Genomic DNA, 20,272 nt, shown 5'->3' with positions numbered 1-20,272 from the left:
CCCCGCTGGGGGGAGGAGATAAGGGGGTGGCCTCCGCTGGGGGGAGGAGATAAGGGGGTGGCCTCCGCTGGGGGCGTGCCTCTCCCCTCGCCCGCGTGCGGGAGAGGGGCTGGGGGTGAGGGTGTGTCTCTCCCCTCGCCCGCGTGCGGGAGAGGGGCTGGGGGTGAGGGCGTGCCTCTCCCCTCGCCCGCGTGCGGGAGAGGGGCTGGGGGTGAGGGCGTGTCTCTCCCCTCGCCCGCGTGTGCTTTTTATTACCAATAGTCCTGTGGAAGTGTGACTGTCGCACTGGCCTTGTGACCGGGGGGGAAACCACTGCATCTCTTCCCTGATCGTGAGTACGGCTGGCGCGGCAGCATGGCTGCCGCACGCCAAACTACGCGATGCGGGCACCTTTGTCTGTAAATGGTGTCCTCTCCGAAACGTGATCTCACTACATGTGGACAGACCATCTTTCCTATCTTCTCGCTGCTATTTTCTCGCTCCTACCTTCTCCCTCCTCACTGTCCGAGCAGATTGCGTAAATCGGGAAACGTACTCGATTGGCGTGGACGTGTGATCTGCTCGGCGTAGCTGCTCAGATCGCGAATGTGCTGCAAAACCTGTTGGATTTCTTCCTCATCAGTCAATTCATCCAGCCGCTCTTTGTAACGACGGATGCGAGCCATAATTTGCGCCTTGCGTAACAGACGGGCACATTGTTCGGCTTCGTGCCTGAAACGGACATCGTCAGGGCGACGGTTCAGAATCTCTAGCAGGGCTTTGGCCTCGCTGCTTAACGGCTCGCCGAGCGTATCTACCCAGAATTGCAAACTTTCCGGGTCGGTTGGCCGCAACTCAAGCGGTGTGGCCAGATACGCCTGCCAGATCGCCTGATGCAGTGGCTCTTCAAGCAGGTCTTCCAAACCGGCCCCAAAGAGTGCACCTGCGTCGCGGTGCTGTTTTTTGAGATTCTCCAGCAGATTTTCGATGGCCAGATTCACCGAGGGGTAGCGCAGGGCCAGGGCCAGCAAGTAGGCTTCAGTGTGGCGACGGTGTTCATCGAGTGGTGTAGTGCTTACCGGAGATGTTGCCGGTAACGGCGGTGCTGATGGCCGCGATGTGCGGTTACGCTCGCTCCGTCGTGGCGGTTGCAGACGTGCCCGAATGAGATCAACGATTAACTCGCTGCGGACACCGGTAAGCTGTTCGACCCGAGCAACATAGACTCGCTGGGCAGCGCCGTCAAGCTCACTCAGGAGGGGAATGATCCGCTCAAGCGCCTGCCGTTGTTGGGTCGGATCGTGCATGTCGAGACCGGCAGTGTACGCCTCAAGGTAGAAATCCATCACCGGTGCAGCCTGATCGACCAGGGTTTGCCAGAGCTGGGGATCGGCAGCAATCACCTCGTCGGGATCACGTCCTGCCGGCAAGCGAATGATCCGGATGGTTACATCGTTCTCCAGGCGAACGATGCCCTGAGCCGTGGTCACCATGCGCCCTTCGCCTTCCTCTTCGCTCGTCGTGCGGATGGTTTCCAGTCCGCGAAGAGTTGCTTTCTGACCGGCGGCATCGGCGTCAAGCGCCAGGTAGACCTGATCGGTGAGCCGTTTAAGCTGGTTGATATGAGCTTTGCTTAGGGCTGTTCCCAGGGGCGCCACCACATTACGAAAGCCGTGCTGATGAGCGGTAATCACATCAACATACCCCTCAACCACAATCGCCCGGTTGGCCGTCCGAATCGCGTCGCGGGCCAGGTCTAAACCGTACAGCACCTCGCTCTTCTTGAACAGCGGGGTTTCCGGGGTGTTGAGATATTTGGGTTGGGCATCACCCAATGCGCGACCGCCAAAGCCAATCACCTCACCGCGAATATTACGGATTGGGAAGATAATCCGATTGCGAAAGCGGTCGTAGGGGCCACGTTCACCGGGAATAACCAGCCCGGCAGTGATCAGGTCTTCGACACTGTAGCCCTTCTTTTCGTGCAGATAGGTAAAGAGATGGCTCCAGTCATCGAGACTATAACCGATCTGAAAAGCATCAATCGCGTCCTGGTTGATCCCGCGCCTGGCGATGTAATCGCGGCCAGGTTCACCGCGACTGAGATTGAGTAATACATAGTTAAAGTAGCGAGCGGCGATACCATTAATCTCAAGTAACCGTGCCCGCCGCGCATCTTCCTGGCGCTGGGCATCATTTTTCGGCTCAAGCCGGATACCGGCCCTTGCAGCCAGCAGCTCCAGGGCGCCTTTGAAATCCAACCCCTGCTTGCGCATCACAAAATCAAAGGCGGTACCGGAGGCGTGGCACCCGAAGCAATAGAAACTCTGAGTGTCGGGATATACGTGAAAGGCTGGTGTGCGCGTATTGGGATGGAACGGACAAAAACCGACAAAACTGCGCCCGCTGCGTCGCAGGCCAACCCCCATCGAGTTGATCAGGTCAACGATGTCGATATTGGCTTTAATATCGTCAATAACGCTCATAACCCTCCTCAACCCGACAGATTACTGCCCAGAGGCGTTATAGCACGTGCCACAGACGCGGGACGAAGATGCGGTTGAATGTATCGAGTGCATAGCGATCCGTCATACCGGCGATATAATCAACCACCGCTCGTTCGATTGGCTCGCCGCGTTGCTCGACAATAGTGCGCAGCTCGGCGGGAATCTCTTCGGGATGGCGGTTGAAATGTTGATAAAGTGTTTCAATAATAAAGCGCACCTTCTCATCTTCGGCTTTGGCTTCAGGGCGAAGATAGACGTGCTGATACAGAAACTCGCGCAACGTATTGGTTGCGGTCAAAATGGGCTGACTCATCGTCAGCACAGGCGGATCAGGTGGCGCCCCTTCGCCGGTAGCCCACCAGTTATGATAGATCAAATCGCTGACCATAGTCGCAATCCGTTTACTATGGCTGTTGCCCAGCACAGCCACGCATTCAGCCGGTAGGTCTTCGTTGCGCAGCAATCCGGCCCGGATCGCATCATCAATATCGTGGTTGATGTAGGCCACGCTATCACACAGCTTAATAATTTGGCCTTCGAGGGTACTGGCAGTGCCCCAGGCAGTTGCCGTAATATCGCGCCGGGCTTTGGAGTGGAAATGTATCCCCTCGCGCACAGCGAACGTCAGATTGAGGCCGGCTCCATTCTGTTCGAGTACTTCAACAATGCGACGAGATTGCTCGTTGTGACGAAAATGGCCGGGACAGATGCGACTCAACGCCTTCTCACCGGCGTGACCAAACGGAGCGTGACCAATGTCATGCCCCAGACCGATGGCTTCCGTCAAATCTTCGTTCAGCCGCAAGGCACGGGCAACCGTTCGTGAAATCTGCGTCACCTCAAGCGTATGGGTAAGCCGGGTGCGGTAATGATCGCCGAGTGGCGCGATAAAGACCTGGGTTTTATGCTTAAGACGTCGGAACGGCTTGGAATGCAAAATCCGATCACGGTCGCGTTGATATGCCGTGCGGATGGGGCATGGAGGTTCGGGAACATCGTGCACGGCATCAGCACTTCTGGCGGCATATGGCGAGAGGGTTTGGGCTTCGAGTGCCTCACGCATTTCGCGTATCGATGGGTACGACATGAGTTTGCTCCGTTGATACGGTATTTGCCTGACGCGAGTTTGAGTGAGCAGGTGCGATCGGCTGTACTTTAACATACATTCGGTGGTAGTGGCGGGGAGGTGGCACAGTGAGGTGGTATCGCGTGAAACCTGTTTCAATATCGCTATCCGCTGCTCGTGATGTAGCCAATGCTGGGCAGACGTTGGCCGTGTATCTCTGGTTGCGAATGTTTATGATTGTATCAGCCGTTCTCGCATATAACTGGCAAAGGTCGCAAGCGCAGCAGGATCAAAATGCGCTCTTTCGTGCCCGTCAGCATAACTTTGCAGGGCCGTTGCTACTACCGTGCGTAGGGTGTCGGGTGTGCGGTATCGTTGAGGGAGGTATGTCAAAAAGTGCCAGTGTTTAAAGACTGCCTTGTTCGGTGAACACATCAGCGGTAGGGTAATACGTAGTAGTTACAGAACGTTACAGTACCACTGATGATTCTACCTATGTTTAATAAAGAACAAACCAGGTCCATCTTCTGCTATTACCCAAAGGATATGCTTTGTCCATAATTGCGGCCTGGATCATGCCAATTGCTGCGGGTGACAAGAATACATTCCTCTTGTGACAAACCGTTATGTAATACCCCTTATATACAGGATCATCTAATATGTCAAGATTTGTTGGTTGTGAAATGACCACAACACTATCATTGTAACTTTCGCCATTAATTATAACATTCCAGGCTAAACCGTAGCAGTTGGGTGGTATATTTACGCCTGTTGGTCCATGTATTCCACTAATCCCACTTTGGCTATTAGGCAGAACACTGTAAGGAGAAATCTGATTTCGCTCTTCTTCCGATTGAGAGCTGTCGATGTCTCGTATTATTTGTTGTAAATATTCTGGATTTCTTTTATCAATAAATTGTGGTGTTAATAAAAATGCATTGCGGTTAGAGTAACAATACAAACAACGAGAATGATGAAGGTTTTGTTATTTAGTTGATCGGGAAGATAACCTTTCCTTTTTAACACATCGGAAATCCAGTTTGTAATAACACCTAAAAGTATAGCAACGCATGAGGAGATAAGGAAATTTGTAATGCTAGATAGATTCATATTTTTCTACGAGTAAGACCGATTCAGTGCATGTATTATATTCCATTGTGCAATTATTTGTCAATCACTTTCTAGTACCAGGGATAGTGAAAAATCTTGCTTAATGACGGTACTGAACAGAGTTGCTCAGGCGTTGGTAATGTTGATAACACTGTACATTACCAGTGCTGCTGATGATCGCGCATCGTTGCATAGAAGTTGGAAGAGTGCCTTTTACTCCTTTTCAACCGCCCCGCTTTGGAACAGTTGGCCCTATCTAATGCAAGGACTACCACCCAAAGAATCATCAGGGTGATTAACTATCTGAGGTTGTTGTGTCAAGCATCGCAACGCCGTGTAGAGGTGCATAGGTTGTACAGAGTATCAGCAACTGGCGGTTGGAAGTGGTGCCATCCGGTGCCGTGCTTGCTGTGTCGATGAACCTGCTTACCAATCCGAAAAACCTCTCCAGAGTTTACTAAGAGGTCGGCGAAGGCATTTCTTTCACCGACCCCGACCGGTATCGTGTTTCAGACAGTTATTGTCGTGTTAGAGCGGCAAGCGCTATAATAGTCGCTGTCTCATCGGCGAGAGTGCTTGCTGAATGCGATCTGGATTGGGGGTAAACTAATCATCACACCCGTAACTCCGCAGCGGTGTAATATGCGAGCTGTACCTCCTTCCCCTCACTCCGCACCTAACACCTGTATCTGGGCCGGCGTTGTCACAAAGATCGCCGGATCGCCCTGATACCACGATATCTGACCCACGATGGCAACCTGCTGACCGATATGGTACATCTGCTCCGGCAATACACTGAATTGTGACCAGTACGCTTTGCGGATGATGGCTTTGAAGGTTCCCTGGTGGGGATTACTGAAGCCGAGCAGCACCTGCTTGCCGTTGTTAACCACATACTGAAGCGTACCGGTGACCGTAGCCGTATGTCCTGCCCATTCGCGAGTGGCGGTATGTGGAATGACGATCGCTTCATGGGTCACCGGAATGGTTTGGGGGGTGTCGGCAACCGTCGGCATTGGCGTATTATTCCATCCACTTGTCGGATTCCCGGCGGTTAGCGCCACAATTGCACCATCGGCACTACGGAAATAGAGGTTCTCGTTACTGACAACCCAGGTCGCGTATTCACTCCAGTATCTATCGTATACCGTACCCTGGTTGTAGTAAATGTAGAAGCCGAAGTCATAGGGCCGGGTGTTGTAGAGACCACGGGCGCAGTAGTGGGAAGTGCTGAAAGAGCATGTGCCCGGGTTATCGTGCGAGGTGGCTACTGTGGGCAGGCGCTGGCTGGTGATCTTGTTGGTGAAACTTCCGCGTGCATCCGAGCGATCCAGGATACGTAGGGCAAAACCGGCCTCCCAATGCCCACCGAAGAGAATATCCCCCGCCATTGAAACATTGGGCTGTTCATCGGTGAGCAGGTACGGATTGGCCTCACCGGGTGGCCAGTCGAAGGCGATAAAGCGCACATCACCGCCGGTAAGCCCACTCACGGTCGTGTTATCCAGCACCATCTCGCCGAAGTGGGAGTCCCAGCGGGCATCGTGGGTATGGCGGGCGCGGATGATGATGTAGACGACCTCTTTGCCGTTGGGTAATCGTTTGACAACGGGTTGTGGTCCCATCGGCATATAATCATTGTCGCCGTAGCCACCGTGGCCAACATTGGCAATAAAAGGAACTGTTCCATCGTCCAGATCAAGCACGAAGAGCGCCTGATCACCCGGATTCTGGCTCAGCATCTGCCGCATAGCGCTATTGGTCTGTGGCCATTCGCGCCAGAGGGTGTGCCAGTCCAGTTGCACTTTCACCAGGACATACCCGACGCCGTCGGCAATGACCGGCCAGCCGTACCGGTATCTGGTGGGATCGGCGAAGGAACGACTCGTATGCACGGGGCGCATACGCCATTGTCGTCCACCGTCGCTGTTACGAATAGCGTGTACGTACAGGTCTGGCTCGGTAGCGACGATGACCAGGCCGCGTGAAGAGGAGTAGGCGGGAGGTACGGCCACGGTCGCGCCGGCGTTGTAGACCCAGATCTGCTTCATCGTCTGCTTGTTGATCGCGTAGACCGAGTTGCCCATCGCGAAGAGTACCCGATCAGGCAGAAGAGCTGGCGGCAGCGACAGCGTACTACTCTGACCGGTGGCAAATTGACTCAGCACAACGCCATCGCTGGTGCGCAGTTTGTAGAGGGTGCCGTTGGCCGAGACGACAAAGACTGATTGGGTGTCGTGATCGTAAGCCACTGTCGAGGTAACAGTACCAATGCCGCTGCGCTGCCAGAGTTGCTGCCCACTGCTTTCACTGAGGGCAAAGACGCCATCAGCGCCAGCAGCGATGTAGACCCGTCCACCGCCGGTCACTGGCTGCACGTTGCGCGGCAGTGAGCCGGTGCTGGTTACTTTGCGCACGCGACCGCTGGCATCGACACCATTCCAGATCCAGCGCAACCGCCAGGGGGGTGGCACAACCTGCGCTGTATAGCTGGTATGCTGGGCGTTGTGGGCGTGCTGGCTCCACTCCCCGGAAGAGCTGCCGATAGGTCCTGAACTCATCACCAGGGGCACGTGTACCATGTTTAGCGCCGTTGAACTTTGGGCGCGGAGGTGCGGGAGATGGGCGGTGATTGTTCCACTTAGCGTCACCAGGGAGATGATCAAAATGAGGGCACGAGCTGTGATGTTCATAGTGGTGTTTCTATTCCTTTGCGGGTGAAGGTCTGAACATCAAGATTGCAATTGTCATCGTGCAGGCACTGGCCGTCGCGATGGAGTCGGCGCAGTCAATGTGATCGTATCATTGCGGGAAGAGGGGGGAAATAGGAAAAAAGGGCAAAGCGTGGTATAGGAATAGGGCGGTGATATAGTAAGTGGGGTGTTGTGGTCAGGATGCATAAGCGAGTACGTTGCTGGATGGATTGCTTCAGGTGATCAGGTGTGGATGCAGTGTATGGTGTTAGAATCGATGCTGAAATCCTCGTTCTGTGCCTCAAATACAAACGGTTATCTTCCGTTTCCAACCTACCTTCCTCGCTATGCTCTCACCATCCCCGCTCCCGCGCTCGCCGTTCCCGCAACTCCGTCGAAGAAATATCCCGGCGGAAGAGGTCTTCGGGGATGGGAATGAAGAGCTGTTCGTAGCCTGCCGGCAATTGCAGATCGGCGAGGGTGTAGAAGCGCCCGTTGATCTGGCGTCCGGCGACGACGAAGCGGCATCCGGCGGCGGCCAGTTCGCCGCTTCGTCGCCGTAGTAGCGAGGGGTGACGAGGCGCAGGGCGGTGTCGTAGCCGAGGATGAATGCCCGACCGGAAGAATGTTCGATTGCTATGTTCGCCTGGATATCGCTGCTCGCACTTCAGCCTCAATTTGATTGACGCTTTTCGCATTCGGCTGCAATCGGTCAGCCCACGGACGTCCCGGATGTAATGTGTCCCATGGCGAACGTTGCTGATTATAGCGTCCTTTACCGGGATCATGGTTGCCAAACCCAAAAAGTGTTGTGTTCCATATTGGGGCAAATCTCTCGATGAGTAAGGCTTCACCTAATGATATCCAGATATCATCAACCACTAAATAGCGACATAGAAAGTCGTTAAGGCTAAGATTGGTAACTTGCGCTATCGATATCGCATGTTCGCGCAGACGATGAAACAAAACCGTGCCCGGTGAAGTCTGTAATCCGCCTGTTCTTGTACCGTATGGTACGGCTTTACCAACGTAGATTGGTTCTACGTTTTCGTTGGCAACTTCCTTCACGGCTACAGGCTCATAGAGTGGATATGGCATGTGTTGACCTGTGTAATAGATGGCATAGATACCGGCTCCCGTGAATGATTGGGCTGGAGGGAGCGGTTCCATTTGTTTCGCAAGCAGAGCCTGGGCAATACTTATGGCTAGATTTCTCTTACCCAATGGGTTGAATGGCTCCATAGTATTCAAATCTGACGTTTCTTATCCTTTGCGGAGTATGACAGCAGTTTCGTACAAAGTAGCCTGTTTTGATTGTCCGTTACGAATTGATGAGTTGATGATACTGTTCCCTACCCGTTTCTCACGGAGAAGATGAATACGCTCAAGATGCAATCCGCAGAGCATGCCAATTTCACCAAAGAAGCGATCTGTTGGCACTTCAATTCCTTGAATAATAGAATTGCCTAAAACAAAAACGGCTACTGCGTTTGGTTTAAGCACATACTGCATATTCATACACATCCGATAGCAATCATTGAAGTACGCTACCACATAGTTTGCCCAGCCTCTTCCACCATACGATCCTTTATCGGTATTTCTCGTTGCAATTTGATCGATTATTGACTCTAGTTCGGATAAAGGGAATGTAAGCCTCGATGGATCTGTGTCTCGTACTGTTTGCCAGTATTTACCGAAATTGTTTTGCTCGAATGATCTGAGTTCGGTAGGGTTTGTTACAAAGTTGAGCCAAAACAACTGTGGTCGTGTATTGCGAATGTAGTGATAATTGTTGAGATATGGTGGTGAAGTAATGATAATGTCAATAGATTCGGCCGGGAGTGTGTGTTGAAGTTGAAGCGCATTATCGTGAATGATCTCGGCTGTTGGGAATGGTGTCCATCGTGCCATGTCACCACGATACACGAGGATATCGTCGTGCATCATACGAAGCTTTGCCGCCAATAGACCGGTAACATCTGCGTTAATGACATTGGCTTTACCGGCTGCAACACGTGATCCAAGACTTGGTTCATAGGAATAATTTGATACCTGTACGAGAATGGAACCCAATGCCAGAAGTGCTAACTCGCGAATCGATAGGTGAGAGATTTCATGAATGATGTCAAGACAATGCAGAACCTTACGTTCAACGAATGGGCTGAAGAACGGAACGCGGGTACGGAAATGTGCGGGCGGACGCGATGTTGGTTCTGGTGAGCAGCGGATCGGATCGTCACCGTTCACAAACGCATCATCAAGCGGTGCAGTACGCTCTTTTGCTTTCTCAACAATTTCTTGTATCGTATTTCTCAGATCCTGGGGGTCAATCTTGAAAGCCGAACATTTTACCCTTGATGCAAAGGCGGCAAATGGATTGATCTCAAAGCCTACCACGTTATACCCACGTCGTAACCCTTCCACGAGGGTCGTACCTACCCCGGCAAATGGGTCAAGGATGCGCACGTGGTGCCTCTGTTGCGGCAGAAGATAGTGTTGAAGAATATCGTTAACAAAACCTGCAGAAAAGCCTGCTATCCAGGGTACCCAACGGTGGATGGGATCTTGCTTATTCTGCTCGAAGGCTGAGTCGCGGAAGGTCACTGTTCGATCAGATTCAAGAGTGTTTGTTTGTAAGTTGAGGGTGAGCTGAGTCGGCACAACAGAACCTCCCTTGCAGAGTACCGTGGCTATGGCAAAAACTTTTCATCAGTATACACCCAGGGTTGCTCCTTTGTCACCACAGAGGCACGGAGAACACAGAGGATGCGAATAACCCTGAGTTGCCACCCTGAGACAAGACGTAGCACGTCGATGGGAACTAGAACCTGTTTCAAAAAACATCTACTATGAAGGTATCTCATTCATTGCCGACCGCCTCCATTGTTCGTGGCGAGCACACCTGGTATCCGTGTGACCAGCCGGGTCAATGGCATGCCACGCGCCGGATCGTGAGCATGGTTGGCGCGGCAGCATGGCTGCCGCACGCCAAACTGCGCAATAGGTGGATGATGAGCGAGCAAGGCAACCAATCCGGCGTGTGATGACACCGGAGATGGTTATTAGAGTGCGACAGTACAGCTTTTTATGAAATAAGTTCTGGATTATTTACCAGATTTCAATTGCTGCCCCGCTCCCGCGCTCGCCGTTCCCGCAACTCCGTCGAAGAAATATCCCGGCGGAAGAGGTCTTCGGGGATGGGGGTGAAGAGCTGTTCGTAGCCTGCCGGCAATTGCAGATCGGCGAGGGTGTAGAAGCGCCCGTTGATCTGGCGTCCGGCGACGAAGAAGCGGCATCCGGCAGCAGCCAGTTCGGCGAAGGCGGCGAACATGGCCGCTTCGTCGCCGTAGTAGCGAGGGGTGACGAGGCGCAGGGCGGTGTCGTAGCCGAGGACGAATGCCCGACCGGGGTAGAGGCGAGCTTTCTGGACGAAGAGGGGGGCGGCGGCGAGGATGACGTGGTGGCGGTGCTGGAATTGAGCGACCCGACGTTCAATCTCTTCAAGCGCGAGTTCGCCTTTGTCGGCGTTTCGCACTGTTAGCTCGAAGTGGACGGGCTTGCCGGTCATAACAACCACGGCTCGTTGCATGCCGAGATGGCCTGCGTGCAACGGGTTGAAGCTGCCGGGCAGGATTGCCCCCGGCGGCGGATCGTCGATCCGCCGCTCACCGGTGGGGGTGATGGTGATTGATCCGACGCGACCACTCAGAATGTCGCTTAATTCGGCAGCATTGATCATGGCGCTGTTCCCACGTATTCGGCGACACGCAGCGAGACAACCCGCGATGCTCCGTCGTCACCCATGCTCACGCCGTACAGGGTGTCGGCTACTTCTATCGTACCACGGTTGTGGGTGATGACAATGAACTGGGTACGGTCGGTGAGGCGCTGGAGCATGGTGCGGAATCGCCCGATGTTGCTCTCGTCGAGTGCGGCGTCGGTTTCGTCGAGAATGCAAAAGGGGCTGGGGTTGACTTTCAGGATGGCGAAGAGGAGCGCCACTGCCGTGAGTGTGCGTTCACCGCCGGAGAGGAGGGCGATGTTTTGCGGTCGTTTGCCCGGTGGACGGGCAATGATCTCTACGCCTGGCGCAGTGCGCTTGCCGTTGTTCTCGTCGCTGTCGGTGCTTTCGACGAGTTCGAGGCGGGCACTGCCACCACCAAAGAGTTCCTGGAATACGGCACTGAATTCGCCGGCTACTGCATTGAAGGTGTGCTCGAAGCGGGTGTGCATTGCTTCGTCGAGTTCGGCAATGAGCTGGTGCAGGGTGGCACTGGCAGCGTGCAGATCGGCAGCCTGGCTGGTCAGGAAGGCATGGCGGTTGGCCGCTTCTTCATACTCTTCCAGTGCGAGTGGATTGACGACGCCAAGGCGCAGGATGCGTGCCCGTAACGATTCGATGGCTGCCGGTAGTTCGGCCAGCGGTGGTCCTTCCTCTGCTGGCGGTGGAGTTGTCAGATCGACTCCATCGGCAGCGGCGCGCTCGAAGAGCGTTTCGAGCCGGTCGCTGGTGCGTTGCGCTTCCCGCACAAGCCGACTGTGTTCGGCTTCCGCAGCCAGCAGGTCGTTGGTTGCCTGAACCTCGGCTGCTTCAAGCTGAGATAGTTCGGCTTCCGCAGCACTGATCTCTGCTTCCAGCGGTTCGATGTGAATCCGCAGAGTTTGCAGGTCGCTCAAGATCTGTTGCTGCCGGGTGATCATGGTCGCGTAACCGGCTTCACGCTCAATGCGTTCGGTATGAAGTGCGTTCAGGGTCGCCTCGAGGTCATGAGCCTGGCGCGTGAGATCGGCCAGGGTGCGTTCGTGGCCGGCAAGCAATTCGGCGAGCATGCGCTGCCGGCTTTCGCCGGCGGTCAGCGTGGCCCGTAGATTGACCAGCCGCTCTTGTCCGGCCCGATCTGCCTGTGCCTGCTGTTCTTGCTTTTCGCGCAATGCCGCCAGTTCGGCTTCGGCAACTGACCGCTCGTGGCGCAATGTGGTTTGTTGTTCGCGCAGGGATGTGAGTTGGGCGGCTAGCGATGTCAGTTCCTGTTGCAGACGTTCCTGTTGGCTCACCAGCCATTGCTGCTCTTGCTCGCTCTGGCGGGCACGATGTTGCGCCTGCTCCAGTGCATTGCGGGCTGCATCGCGTCGCCGTTGAGCTTCGCGTTCGGCCTGTTCGGCGTTGCGGAGGCGGGTGATGGTTGCCTGCAACTCCTGATCAAGTGCCTGGCGCCGTTCGTCAATGGCAGCCAGGGCTGATCGGGCGGTGGCAACCTGTTCCGGTAGTTCGCGCAATTCACGTTCGCGGCGCAGGGCACCGCTCTCTTTGGTTGGCGCACCGCCGGTGACTGCACCGCCGCTCTGCACCTGGTCGCCGGCCAGGGTGACGATCGTCCAGCCCGGGGGGAGATTGCGCACTTCGGCGCGTGCCGTTGCCAGGTCGGCGACAACGAGGGTGCGACCGAGGAGTTGATCGACGACGATGGCGTAATCGGGATCGCAGGTGACCAGTTCTGAGGCCACGCCAATGACTTGGGACGAGAAGGCAGGCCGACGGCTGTGATCCGGACGGCGTAGGGTGTCGAGCGGGAGAAAGGTTGCCCGGCCCACGCCGGTGCGGCGGAGTTCGGCGATGGCATCTTCGGCGTCGCGCCACTGCTCAACCACGATGTGTTGCAGGCGCGCACCCAGCGCTACTTCGATGGCAGTCTCCAGTTCGGGCGGTACCCGGATCAGTTGCTGTACCAGGGTGAACCGGCGACCGCGACGTTCAGCCCATTCGAGTGCGGCGCGCACGCCGGCAAATGTTCCAGCATGGGAACGGGCCAGACGGGTTAGTGCTTCCAGACGGGCCTCGCGTTCAGCTAGTGTGTGGCGGCAGCCGGCCCGCTCTTCATCGAGTGCCGCACGCGCTTGACGTAACTGTTCGACGGCTTGCCTGGTGGTCTGGACAACTGCACTGCTTTCCTGATATTCTTGCGCGGCAGCGGTTAAAGCCATCTGCGCATTGGCAGCCGCGGCCTGGGCGGTAGTGGCATTGATAGTTGCCTGCTGTAACGTCGCTGCGAGTCGTTCAATTTCACCATGTAACCGTTCATGCTGGGCCGTCAGTTGATCAATCTGACTGAGCACACGCGCCTCTGCGCGTGTCGCCTGCAAAGCGCGTTCCTGGGCTGCGGTGAGTGCGGCGGCGAGATTCGCTCGTGTCTGAGCATCTGCCTGTTGTTCGCGTTCGGCCATGGTAAGCTGCTGCCGGATGGTCATCAGTTCTTGCTCAATCTGGGACAGTTGGGCAGCAATCCGATCACGCTCATCGGTTGTCGCCTGGCGACGGTCGCTCAGCATGGCCAGTTGCCGTTCGACCTCTTCACTGCGCCGGATTGTCGCGGCCAGCCGTTCTTGTGCGATTGCCAGATCGCGCTGGATCGTTTCTGCCTGCTGATGCAGAAGTGCCGCCTGATGATGCAACTCGCCGAGCGCTTCACGTCGTTCGCGTAGGGCAGCCCGGTGTACCTGAACAGCGGTCATTGCACCGGCATGCACGGCCCGCCGGCGGGCCAGTTCGTCTTCAGCCTGTTGGGTTTGCAGCCGGGCCTGTTGCTCCTGAGCCTGCGCTTCGCGCCATCCGGCGTGATGCCAGCGGGCCAGCAGCGTGTGGAGTTCGGCCTGCCATTCGCGGTACTGGCGGGCCTGACCGGCCTGGCGGCGCAGGCTGCGCAAGCGGGGTTCGAGATCGGCCAGCAGGTCGGCGACACGCTGCAAGTTGGTCTCGCTTTCGCGCAGGCGACGGATGGCTTCGGCTTTGTGTAGCTCGAACCCGCCGATTTCGGCTGCATCTTCAAACAGCCGGCGGCGTTCGGACGGGCGCAGGGTGAGGGCGGCATCAACCAGACCCTGATTGATAATCGTATAGGAACCGCCGAGTGGTTCGACGGCGGCCAACAGATCGCGCAGTCGGACACGGGCGCGGTTGATGAAATACTCATTCTCGCCTGTGCGTGTCACGCGCCGGGTAATTGTCACTTCGTCGAAATCGAGGGGCAAGAGGCGGTCACTGTTATCAATCGTCAGCGCCACCTCGGCCAGTCCTGCCGGTGGCCGCTTACCGCCGCCGGCAAACAGCAACTCACTGGCCTGTTTACAGCGGAGTGCAGCCATACTCTGCTCACCAAGCACCCAGCGCACTGCATCGGCCAGGTTTGATTTGCCACTCCCGTTTGGCCCGACAACAGCCGTAATCCCGGGCTGAAACTCAAAGACGGTACGGGTCGCGAATGTCTTGAAACCTTGAATTTCCAGTCGTTTGAGGTACATCGATCCTTCGTTGTCTGATACTTGCACACCGACGAACTATTGTACTTCAGACCGGCGAAGTGGTAAAGTGAAACATCGCTTGATCGGCCTTCTCCGAGCGGCTATAATACAGCGTGCAAGGATATGGCATTCATTGTGCATGAGTGCATAACGACAGTACGGTAATTGTTTTGCGGGTCAGACTGACAAGTCAACGAGTGTTACAGACGGGGACTTGCATCAACCACACCCGCGCAAGGCGCATCGCCGGTACAGCCCGACGGCGCGTAATGGCGACAGGTTCCATGCGAGAGCGAGTGTATCGCAGCGAAGCGGTTATTCTTCGTCGTACCGATTTTGCCGAAGCCGATCGTCTGCTCCTGATTGCTACGCCAACCGGCAAGCGATGGGTTATCGCCAAAGGTGTGCGCAAGATGAAGAGTCGGCTGGCCGGCCACATTGAACTCTTCACCCACGCGCAGATGATGTTTGCTGTGGGGCGTAATCTTGATATTGTCACCCAAAGTCAGATTGTGCATGCCTTTCCGGTCTTACGTGCCGATCTGACACGGTTGGGGTGTGGGTATTACGTGGCCGAATTGTACGACCGCCTGGCTGCTGAGTCGGAAGAAAACCCTCTCCTGTTTCAGCTTCTGGTTGAAACCCTGCAAGCGCTGGATTGCAGCGCCAATCCTGAACTGACACTACGGAGCTTTGAATTACACCTGCTCCACATCCTTGGCTACCGTCCGCAATTGCACTATTGCGTGGTGTGTAATGAGCTGTTGACACCGGCTGCCGACCGGTATAGCCCGACGCTCGGTGGTGTGCTTTGCCCCCGTGATCGCACCGCCGATCCAGCCGCTCTCGCAATGAACGAGCCGACCTTTCGCCTGCTTCGCTACCTGCAAGCGCAACCCGTAACGGTCGCTGAAGCACTCCGTATTTCACCAGCGACTCGTCAAGAAGCCGCCACGCTCTTGCGGGCCAGCTTACGCCTGCTGCTCGAACGTGATCTTAAATCAGCCGGGTTTCTCGATCATCTGTTATCATCACAGTAGTACTGGTATGGTTACGACACTGCCGACATTAGAGGAGGGCGGGCCATGAGTTACGTAGAAAGCCTGCTCGGGCGGGGAGAGCAAATTCTATACATTGCCCGCCAGCACATTTTTGTGTTAATTGTGAACATCTTGACCGAATTGTCGTTGATTGCCGTCCTGGTTGCTGCCGGTGTCGCCTCAAATATGGCGTTTCGAAATAATCCGACAGCAATGATTGGATCTATCAGCATCAGCAATCTGATTTTGCTGATCTGTATTGTGATCAGTGTGATTGTCCTGATCAGTGGTTTTCTCGACTTTTTACGCTGGAACTCGGAGCAAATTGTTATTACTGACCGCCGGGTTTTGCAGGTACGTGGGATTTTTAACAAACGGGTGATTGATTCCTCACTCGAAAAGATTAACGATATTGAATTGCGCCAGAGCATTTTCGGTCGCATCTTCAATTTCGGGACCATCGAGATTCTCACTGCGTCCGGCAGCGACGGTGCGAACTTGATGGATCGGATTGAAGCGCCACTGGAATTCAAGCGGGCATTGCTGGAAGCGAAGCACAATCTCGAACGTGGGTATGGCTATCTGGAAACCGATGGCTATGTGCCCGGGCGGCCGGTTGGTGGGGTGATTGATATTCAGCGCACGTTGGAAGAGCTGGCCCGTCTACGGGATCGGGGGATTCTGTCGCCTGAAGAGTTTGAGGCGAAGAAACGTGATTTGCTTAGCCGTATTTGATCTATTGTTTCGATCATGATCCCGTCGGGATCGGTGTAGATAGCGACAGGTGGTCAATGTACAACGATATCGAACAGGCTTGCGCAGCCATCGTCCCGCGGCTGCGCCTCTTGCCAAGGGTTGGCCTTATTCTTGGTTCCGGCTTGAGTGCGCTGGCTGATGAGATGACTGATGCGGTTGTGCTTCCGTACCGCGACATTCCCGGCTTTCACGAGACGAAAGTCGTTGGTCATCGTGGTGAGCTGGCGGTTGGGATGCTGGCCGGTCAACCGGTAGCAGCGATGCGTGGCCGGTTTCATTTCTACGAAGGCTACAGCATGCAGGAAGTGACCTTTCCGGTGCGGGTGCTGCGTGCCCTCGGCTGCGAGACGCTAATTGTCACCAACGCTGCCGGTGGGTTACGCCCCGACTGGCAGGTTGGTGATATTATGCGGATCAGTGACCAGATCTTTCTACCAGGGATGGCCGGTCATCATCCGCTGCGCGGCCCGAATGACGAGCGGCTGGGGCCGCGGTTTCCGGCGATGGTCGGCGCCTTCGATAATGATCTGGTGCCGCTGACCCGCGCAGTAGCAGCCGATCTGGGCATCACGTTGCGCGAGGGTGTCTATTGTATGCTGAGTGGCCCTCATTTCGAGAGTGCCGCCGAGTTGCGGATGCTGCGCACATTGGGAGCCGATGCGGTCGGTATGTCAACTGCGCCGGAGATTATTGTGGCGATACACGGCGGAATGCGGGTGCTGGGCTTTTCCTTGATAACGAATCTGGCCTTGCCAGATGGCCCGCCGGCTAACCATGAAGAGGTGATTGAAGCCGGTGAAGCGGCCAAACCAAAATTTGCCGCTCTGCTGCGCGGTATCCTGGCTCGGATGGAGTAATGTTGCCGGATAACGAGACCCAATTGCCCGACACGGCTTGCCCGGAAGATTGATGCTAGAGATGGGAATTTGCTATGCGCACACTCACACCATTGACCGCAGTGGCCGCCATTGATGACGCAACCCGAACGGCATTGGCTGCCTATTGGATCACCAGCGTCGAAGAGCTGGTGGCGACGGCACGGGCCGCCAATACCGGTTTGGGCAGCGGTCTGGCTGCGCTAGCGCAGGTGTTGGGGCGCAGCGAAGATGATGTGCGAGCGATGGTGATGGCGGCGCTGGATGTGGTGCCTGACGCCAGCTCGTTCAGTGTCGATGTGGCAATGGAACCAGTTGGTACCGGCGCCATTTTCGATGATCTGCCCGAAGTTGATGCGACGGTGTTTAGTCCACCAGTTGGACTGCCGGCAGAGGTGCCGCCACTGTTGAATCTGCCCCCACCGGTGAGCCAGGGGCCGCGCAATACGTGTGTCGCCTTTAGCATTGCGGCGATGGTGCAAATCCTGAGCAAAGACCCAACCGATCTTTCCGAGCAGTTTATTTACTGGATTAGCAAGGATCGTGACCGGATTCCCGGCGATGTTGGCACCAATCCGCTGGTCGCGATGCGGGCAGTGGCCGAGTTGGGGGTGTGTCGTGAAGAGACGTGGCCCTACCGGCCGGAGCCAGTTGATAACCAGAACCCTGGTCACGAACGGCCGAGTCCGGCTGCGTTTCAGGAGGCAAAACAACGCCGACTGGCGGCAGTCGAACAATTGCCGGCGCGCGATGTGCAACAGATTAAAGCCGCACTGGCTGCCGGTCGACCAGTGCTAATCGGCTTGATGATCGGTGAGCATTGGACGAGTAGTGGACAGGTGCGTCGGATCGGGCGTGTACGGCGGGCACTGCCCGGTGAGCAACGTCTGGGTGGGCACGCGATGTGTGCGCTGGGCTATCGCGATGACCCGACAGCACCTGGCGGTGGTTACTTCATCGTGCGTAATTCGTGGGGTAGTGATTGGGCAAGTGAGAATCCTGATGGGCCGGGATATTGCTACGTACCGTACCAACTGATCTTCGATGAGGGCCTGGCCGCCCTGGTTGCCACGGGTGTGATTATTGAACAGCCGGAACCGGTCGCTCCCGTGCTGGGCAAGGCTGCACCTGACGAACTCACTGCCATCCTGACCGAGATGCAGGCCCTGCGGAGCCGGCTCGACGCCTTGATCGAGCGGGTACAGGCCCTGGCCGGTGTCCAGCCGGCGGTAAGTGCGGCGGACACCGAAGCCGTGCCGGTCGCTCCCGCTGAGCCGACAGTGCCGGTGGTGACCGGCTACAGCAGCCCGCTAATCCTGGTGGCCGATGATCAGAGTCCCGATGAATTGTATCCAAACGGTATCGATGGCCGGCGTGGCGAGCTGCTTCTGCGCATTGATGCAAAGCGGGCCAGTGAGCTGGCCCAGCACAGTGAAGACCCGAAAGACTTGCACGCACTCCACAAAACCCGCAATGAAGCCGAGGAAAAGCATTTTGGTGTCGTCGCCGAAGTCGATCAGGAAGATTTGGCGCAGGCGCGTTGGGCGCTAGTGGTTAGCGCAACCGACGATGTGCGTCTGATCGAGGCGCTCTGGCCGTTGATTGAGCATCGGGCGCAGCAGCAGGGCATTGTGCTACCGGTAGTTGACTTTCACCAGGGGGAAACCTGTGCCGAGTGGGCCGGACGCTATGCCGATCCAAAGCAACCATGGGAGCAGCGTGCGCCAGTCCTGGTGCATCGCCCCGGTGAACGGGTGAACGCCTGGCTGGCCCGCCACGGTACAATGGCCGGCCCTGTCAAACCGAGTCAGGGTGTGCCTTTCTATCTCCTGATTGCTGCTCGTCCGGGACCACTGGCTGAGAACGACCGGGCGTTTATCAGTTTCAATTTCCAATATGAACTCGATATCTTCTGGGGTGTAGGTCGGCTCTGTTTTACGGATGAACGTGGGCATCATCGCTACGCCGATTATCGTACCTATGCCCAACGGCTGGTTGATTACGAACGGCGGGCAGCACGAGAGGTTCGTCTGCGGCGCGAGATTGTCTATTTCGGTACGCGCCACGATCTCGATAAATCAACCGAGCGTAGCGCGCTCGAACTGGTGACCCCGCTGGCTAAATGGCACGAACGTGGCTTGCCGCAAAAACAGGGCTTTGCCAAACGGCTCCTGCTGGCCGGTGATGCAACACGGAGCAATCTCGAACTGGCCCTGCGCGATGGTAATCAACCGCCGGCGATCCTCTTTAGTGCCACCCACGGGCTGGGATTACCGGCCACTGATCGCGAGCTTATTCCCTATCAAGGTGCGTTAGTGACGCAAGACTGGACCGGCTTTGGTGGGATCAAGCGCGAGCATTGGTTTGCGGCGGAAGACTTGCCGACCAATCTTTCACTTGAGGGGATGGTTGCTCTGATCTTTGCCTGTTACGGCGCCGGTTGTCCACAGCACGACGAATTCATTTTCGACCCCGAAAAAGGTCGCCCGATTATTGCCCCCTTCACGTTCGTAGCCCAACTGCCGCAGCAGATGCTGTTGCGCGGTGCGCTGGGTGTGGTTGGCCATGTTGAACGAGCCTGGACGTATGGGTTTAGCCTGGATGGCGCTCGTGGTCAAACCCAGAGTTTTGAAGATGTGATCGGGCGTCTGGTAACCGGGAAACGACTAGGGAGTGCGACCGATCAGTTCAACATCATCCAGGCCGCCCGTTCGCTCACCCTGGCCGAAGAGCTGGAGAACATCAAGTTTGGCAAGCAACCCGAACCGCGTGAGCTTTCGACGCTCTGGATGGCACGGAATGATGCGCGCAACTATATGCTGCTCGGTGATCCGGCAGCGCGGCTGGCGATCTGAGCGGGTCTTGGCTCCGCTAGAACGCTGGAGGCGTGCGCCATTGGCGCATGACCAGGATGTCTGAACAGGTTGTCCGATGGGAACGCGAGTTGTAG

At 56.1% G+C, this 20,272-nt stretch carries 12 protein-coding genes; 5 read left to right on the top strand and 7 right to left on the bottom strand.

Translation table 11 applies throughout. The annotated features are described in order from the left end of the window. Positions 1-497: 497 nt before the first annotated feature. The 3 genes from dnaG to VAE57_RS12825 form a co-directional block, all read right to left on the bottom strand. Positions 498-2,465 (bottom strand): DNA primase, encoded by a 1,968-nt coding sequence (gene dnaG / locus VAE57_RS12835; protein ID WP_322822270.1) that lies wholly within the window; start codon positions 2,463-2,465, stop codon positions 498-500. 37 nt (positions 2,466-2,502) lie between these two features. Further along, the gene (locus VAE57_RS12830) at positions 2,503-3,573 is read right to left on the bottom strand and encodes a deoxyguanosinetriphosphate triphosphohydrolase (RefSeq protein WP_322822269.1); all 1,071 of its coding nucleotides are present in this window, start codon (positions 3,571-3,573) and stop codon (positions 2,503-2,505) included. A 1,754-nt stretch (positions 3,574-5,327) separates the two neighbouring features. Beyond that, on the bottom strand, positions 5,328-7,355 hold the full coding sequence (locus VAE57_RS12825) for a PQQ-binding-like beta-propeller repeat protein (protein ID WP_322822268.1): 2,028 nt from the start codon (positions 7,353-7,355) through the stop codon (positions 5,328-5,330). 296 nt (positions 7,356-7,651) lie between these two features. On the opposite strand from VAE57_RS12825, the gene VAE57_RS12820 reads away from it, so the two are divergent. Beyond that, positions 7,652-7,918 carry a hypothetical protein gene (locus VAE57_RS12820; RefSeq protein ID WP_322822267.1) on the top strand — a complete coding sequence of 89 codons (267 nt, stop codon included), beginning with the start codon at positions 7,652-7,654 and terminating at the stop codon, positions 7,916-7,918. 73 nt (positions 7,919-7,991) lie between these two features. Here VAE57_RS12820 and VAE57_RS12815 read toward each other — a convergent pair whose 3' ends face one another. From VAE57_RS12815 to smc, 4 genes are all read right to left on the bottom strand, one after another. Next, the gene (locus tag VAE57_RS12815; protein ID WP_322822266.1) at positions 7,992-8,597 is read right to left on the bottom strand and encodes an Eco29kI family restriction endonuclease; all 606 of its coding nucleotides are present in this window, start codon (positions 8,595-8,597) and stop codon (positions 7,992-7,994) included. A gap of 21 nt (positions 8,598-8,618) precedes the next feature. After that, positions 8,619-10,016 (bottom strand): hypothetical protein, encoded by a 1,398-nt coding sequence (locus tag VAE57_RS12810; protein ID WP_322822265.1) that lies wholly within the window; start codon positions 10,014-10,016, stop codon positions 8,619-8,621. 457 nt (positions 10,017-10,473) lie between these two features. Next, positions 10,474-11,094 (bottom strand): hypothetical protein, encoded by a 621-nt coding sequence (locus VAE57_RS12805; RefSeq protein WP_322822264.1) that lies wholly within the window; start codon positions 11,092-11,094, stop codon positions 10,474-10,476. After that, positions 11,091-14,651 carry a chromosome segregation protein SMC gene (gene smc / locus VAE57_RS12800; protein WP_322822263.1) on the bottom strand — a complete coding sequence of 1,187 codons (3,561 nt, stop codon included), beginning with the start codon at positions 14,649-14,651 and terminating at the stop codon, positions 11,091-11,093. The genes VAE57_RS12805 and smc overlap by 4 nt, the downstream gene beginning before the upstream one ends. Before the next feature lie 284 nt (positions 14,652-14,935). Here smc and recO point away from each other — a divergent pair, with 284 nt between their 5' ends. The 4 genes from recO (at position 14,936) to VAE57_RS12780 (ending at position 20,177) form a co-directional block, all read left to right on the top strand. Further along, a complete protein-coding gene (gene recO / locus VAE57_RS12795; RefSeq protein WP_322822262.1) occupies positions 14,936-15,691 on the top strand; it encodes a DNA repair protein RecO in 756 nt (251 codons plus the stop codon). A 45-nt stretch (positions 15,692-15,736) separates the two neighbouring features. Beyond that, entirely contained in the window at positions 15,737-16,426 is a 690-nt protein-coding gene (locus tag VAE57_RS12790; protein WP_322822261.1) for a PH domain-containing protein, read from the top strand. Positions 16,427-16,482: 56 nt separating this feature from the next. After that, on the top strand, positions 16,483-17,304 hold the full coding sequence (locus VAE57_RS12785) for a purine-nucleoside phosphorylase (RefSeq protein WP_322822260.1): 822 nt from the start codon (positions 16,483-16,485) through the stop codon (positions 17,302-17,304). 74 nt (positions 17,305-17,378) lie between these two features. Next, entirely contained in the window at positions 17,379-20,177 is a 2,799-nt protein-coding gene (locus VAE57_RS12780) for a C1 family peptidase (protein ID WP_322822259.1), read from the top strand. Positions 20,178-20,272: the final 95 nt, after the last annotated feature.

Source organism: Chloroflexus sp., assembly GCF_034434295.1.
Lineage (GTDB): Bacteria > Chloroflexota > Chloroflexia > Chloroflexales > Chloroflexaceae > Chloroflexus.
This window is presented reverse-complemented; position numbering and strand designations above follow the sequence as displayed.

Excerpts from the sequence above, each read along its gene's own strand:
- dnaG (WP_322822270.1), bottom strand. The coding sequence starts at position 2,465 with ATGAGCGTTATTGACGATATTAAAGCCAATATCGACATCGTTGACCTG.
- VAE57_RS12830 (WP_322822269.1), bottom strand. The coding sequence starts at position 3,573 with ATGTCGTACCCATCGATACGCGAAATGCGTGAGGCACTCGAAGCCCAA.
- VAE57_RS12825 (WP_322822268.1), bottom strand. The coding sequence starts at position 7,355 with ATGAACATCACAGCTCGTGCCCTCATTTTGATCATCTCCCTGGTGACG.
- VAE57_RS12815 (WP_322822266.1), bottom strand. The coding sequence starts at position 8,597 with ATGGAGCCATTCAACCCATTGGGTAAGAGAAATCTAGCCATAAGTATT.
- VAE57_RS12805 (WP_322822264.1), bottom strand. The coding sequence starts at position 11,094 with ATGATCAATGCTGCCGAATTAAGCGACATTCTGAGTGGTCGCGTCGGA.
- smc (WP_322822263.1), bottom strand. The coding sequence starts at position 14,651 with ATGTACCTCAAACGACTGGAAATTCAAGGTTTCAAGACATTCGCGACC.
- recO (WP_322822262.1), top strand. The coding sequence starts at position 14,936 with ATGCGAGAGCGAGTGTATCGCAGCGAAGCGGTTATTCTTCGTCGTACC.
- VAE57_RS12790 (WP_322822261.1), top strand. The coding sequence starts at position 15,737 with ATGAGTTACGTAGAAAGCCTGCTCGGGCGGGGAGAGCAAATTCTATAC.
- VAE57_RS12785 (WP_322822260.1), top strand. The coding sequence starts at position 16,483 with ATGTACAACGATATCGAACAGGCTTGCGCAGCCATCGTCCCGCGGCTG.
- VAE57_RS12780 (WP_322822259.1), top strand. The coding sequence starts at position 17,379 with ATGCGCACACTCACACCATTGACCGCAGTGGCCGCCATTGATGACGCA.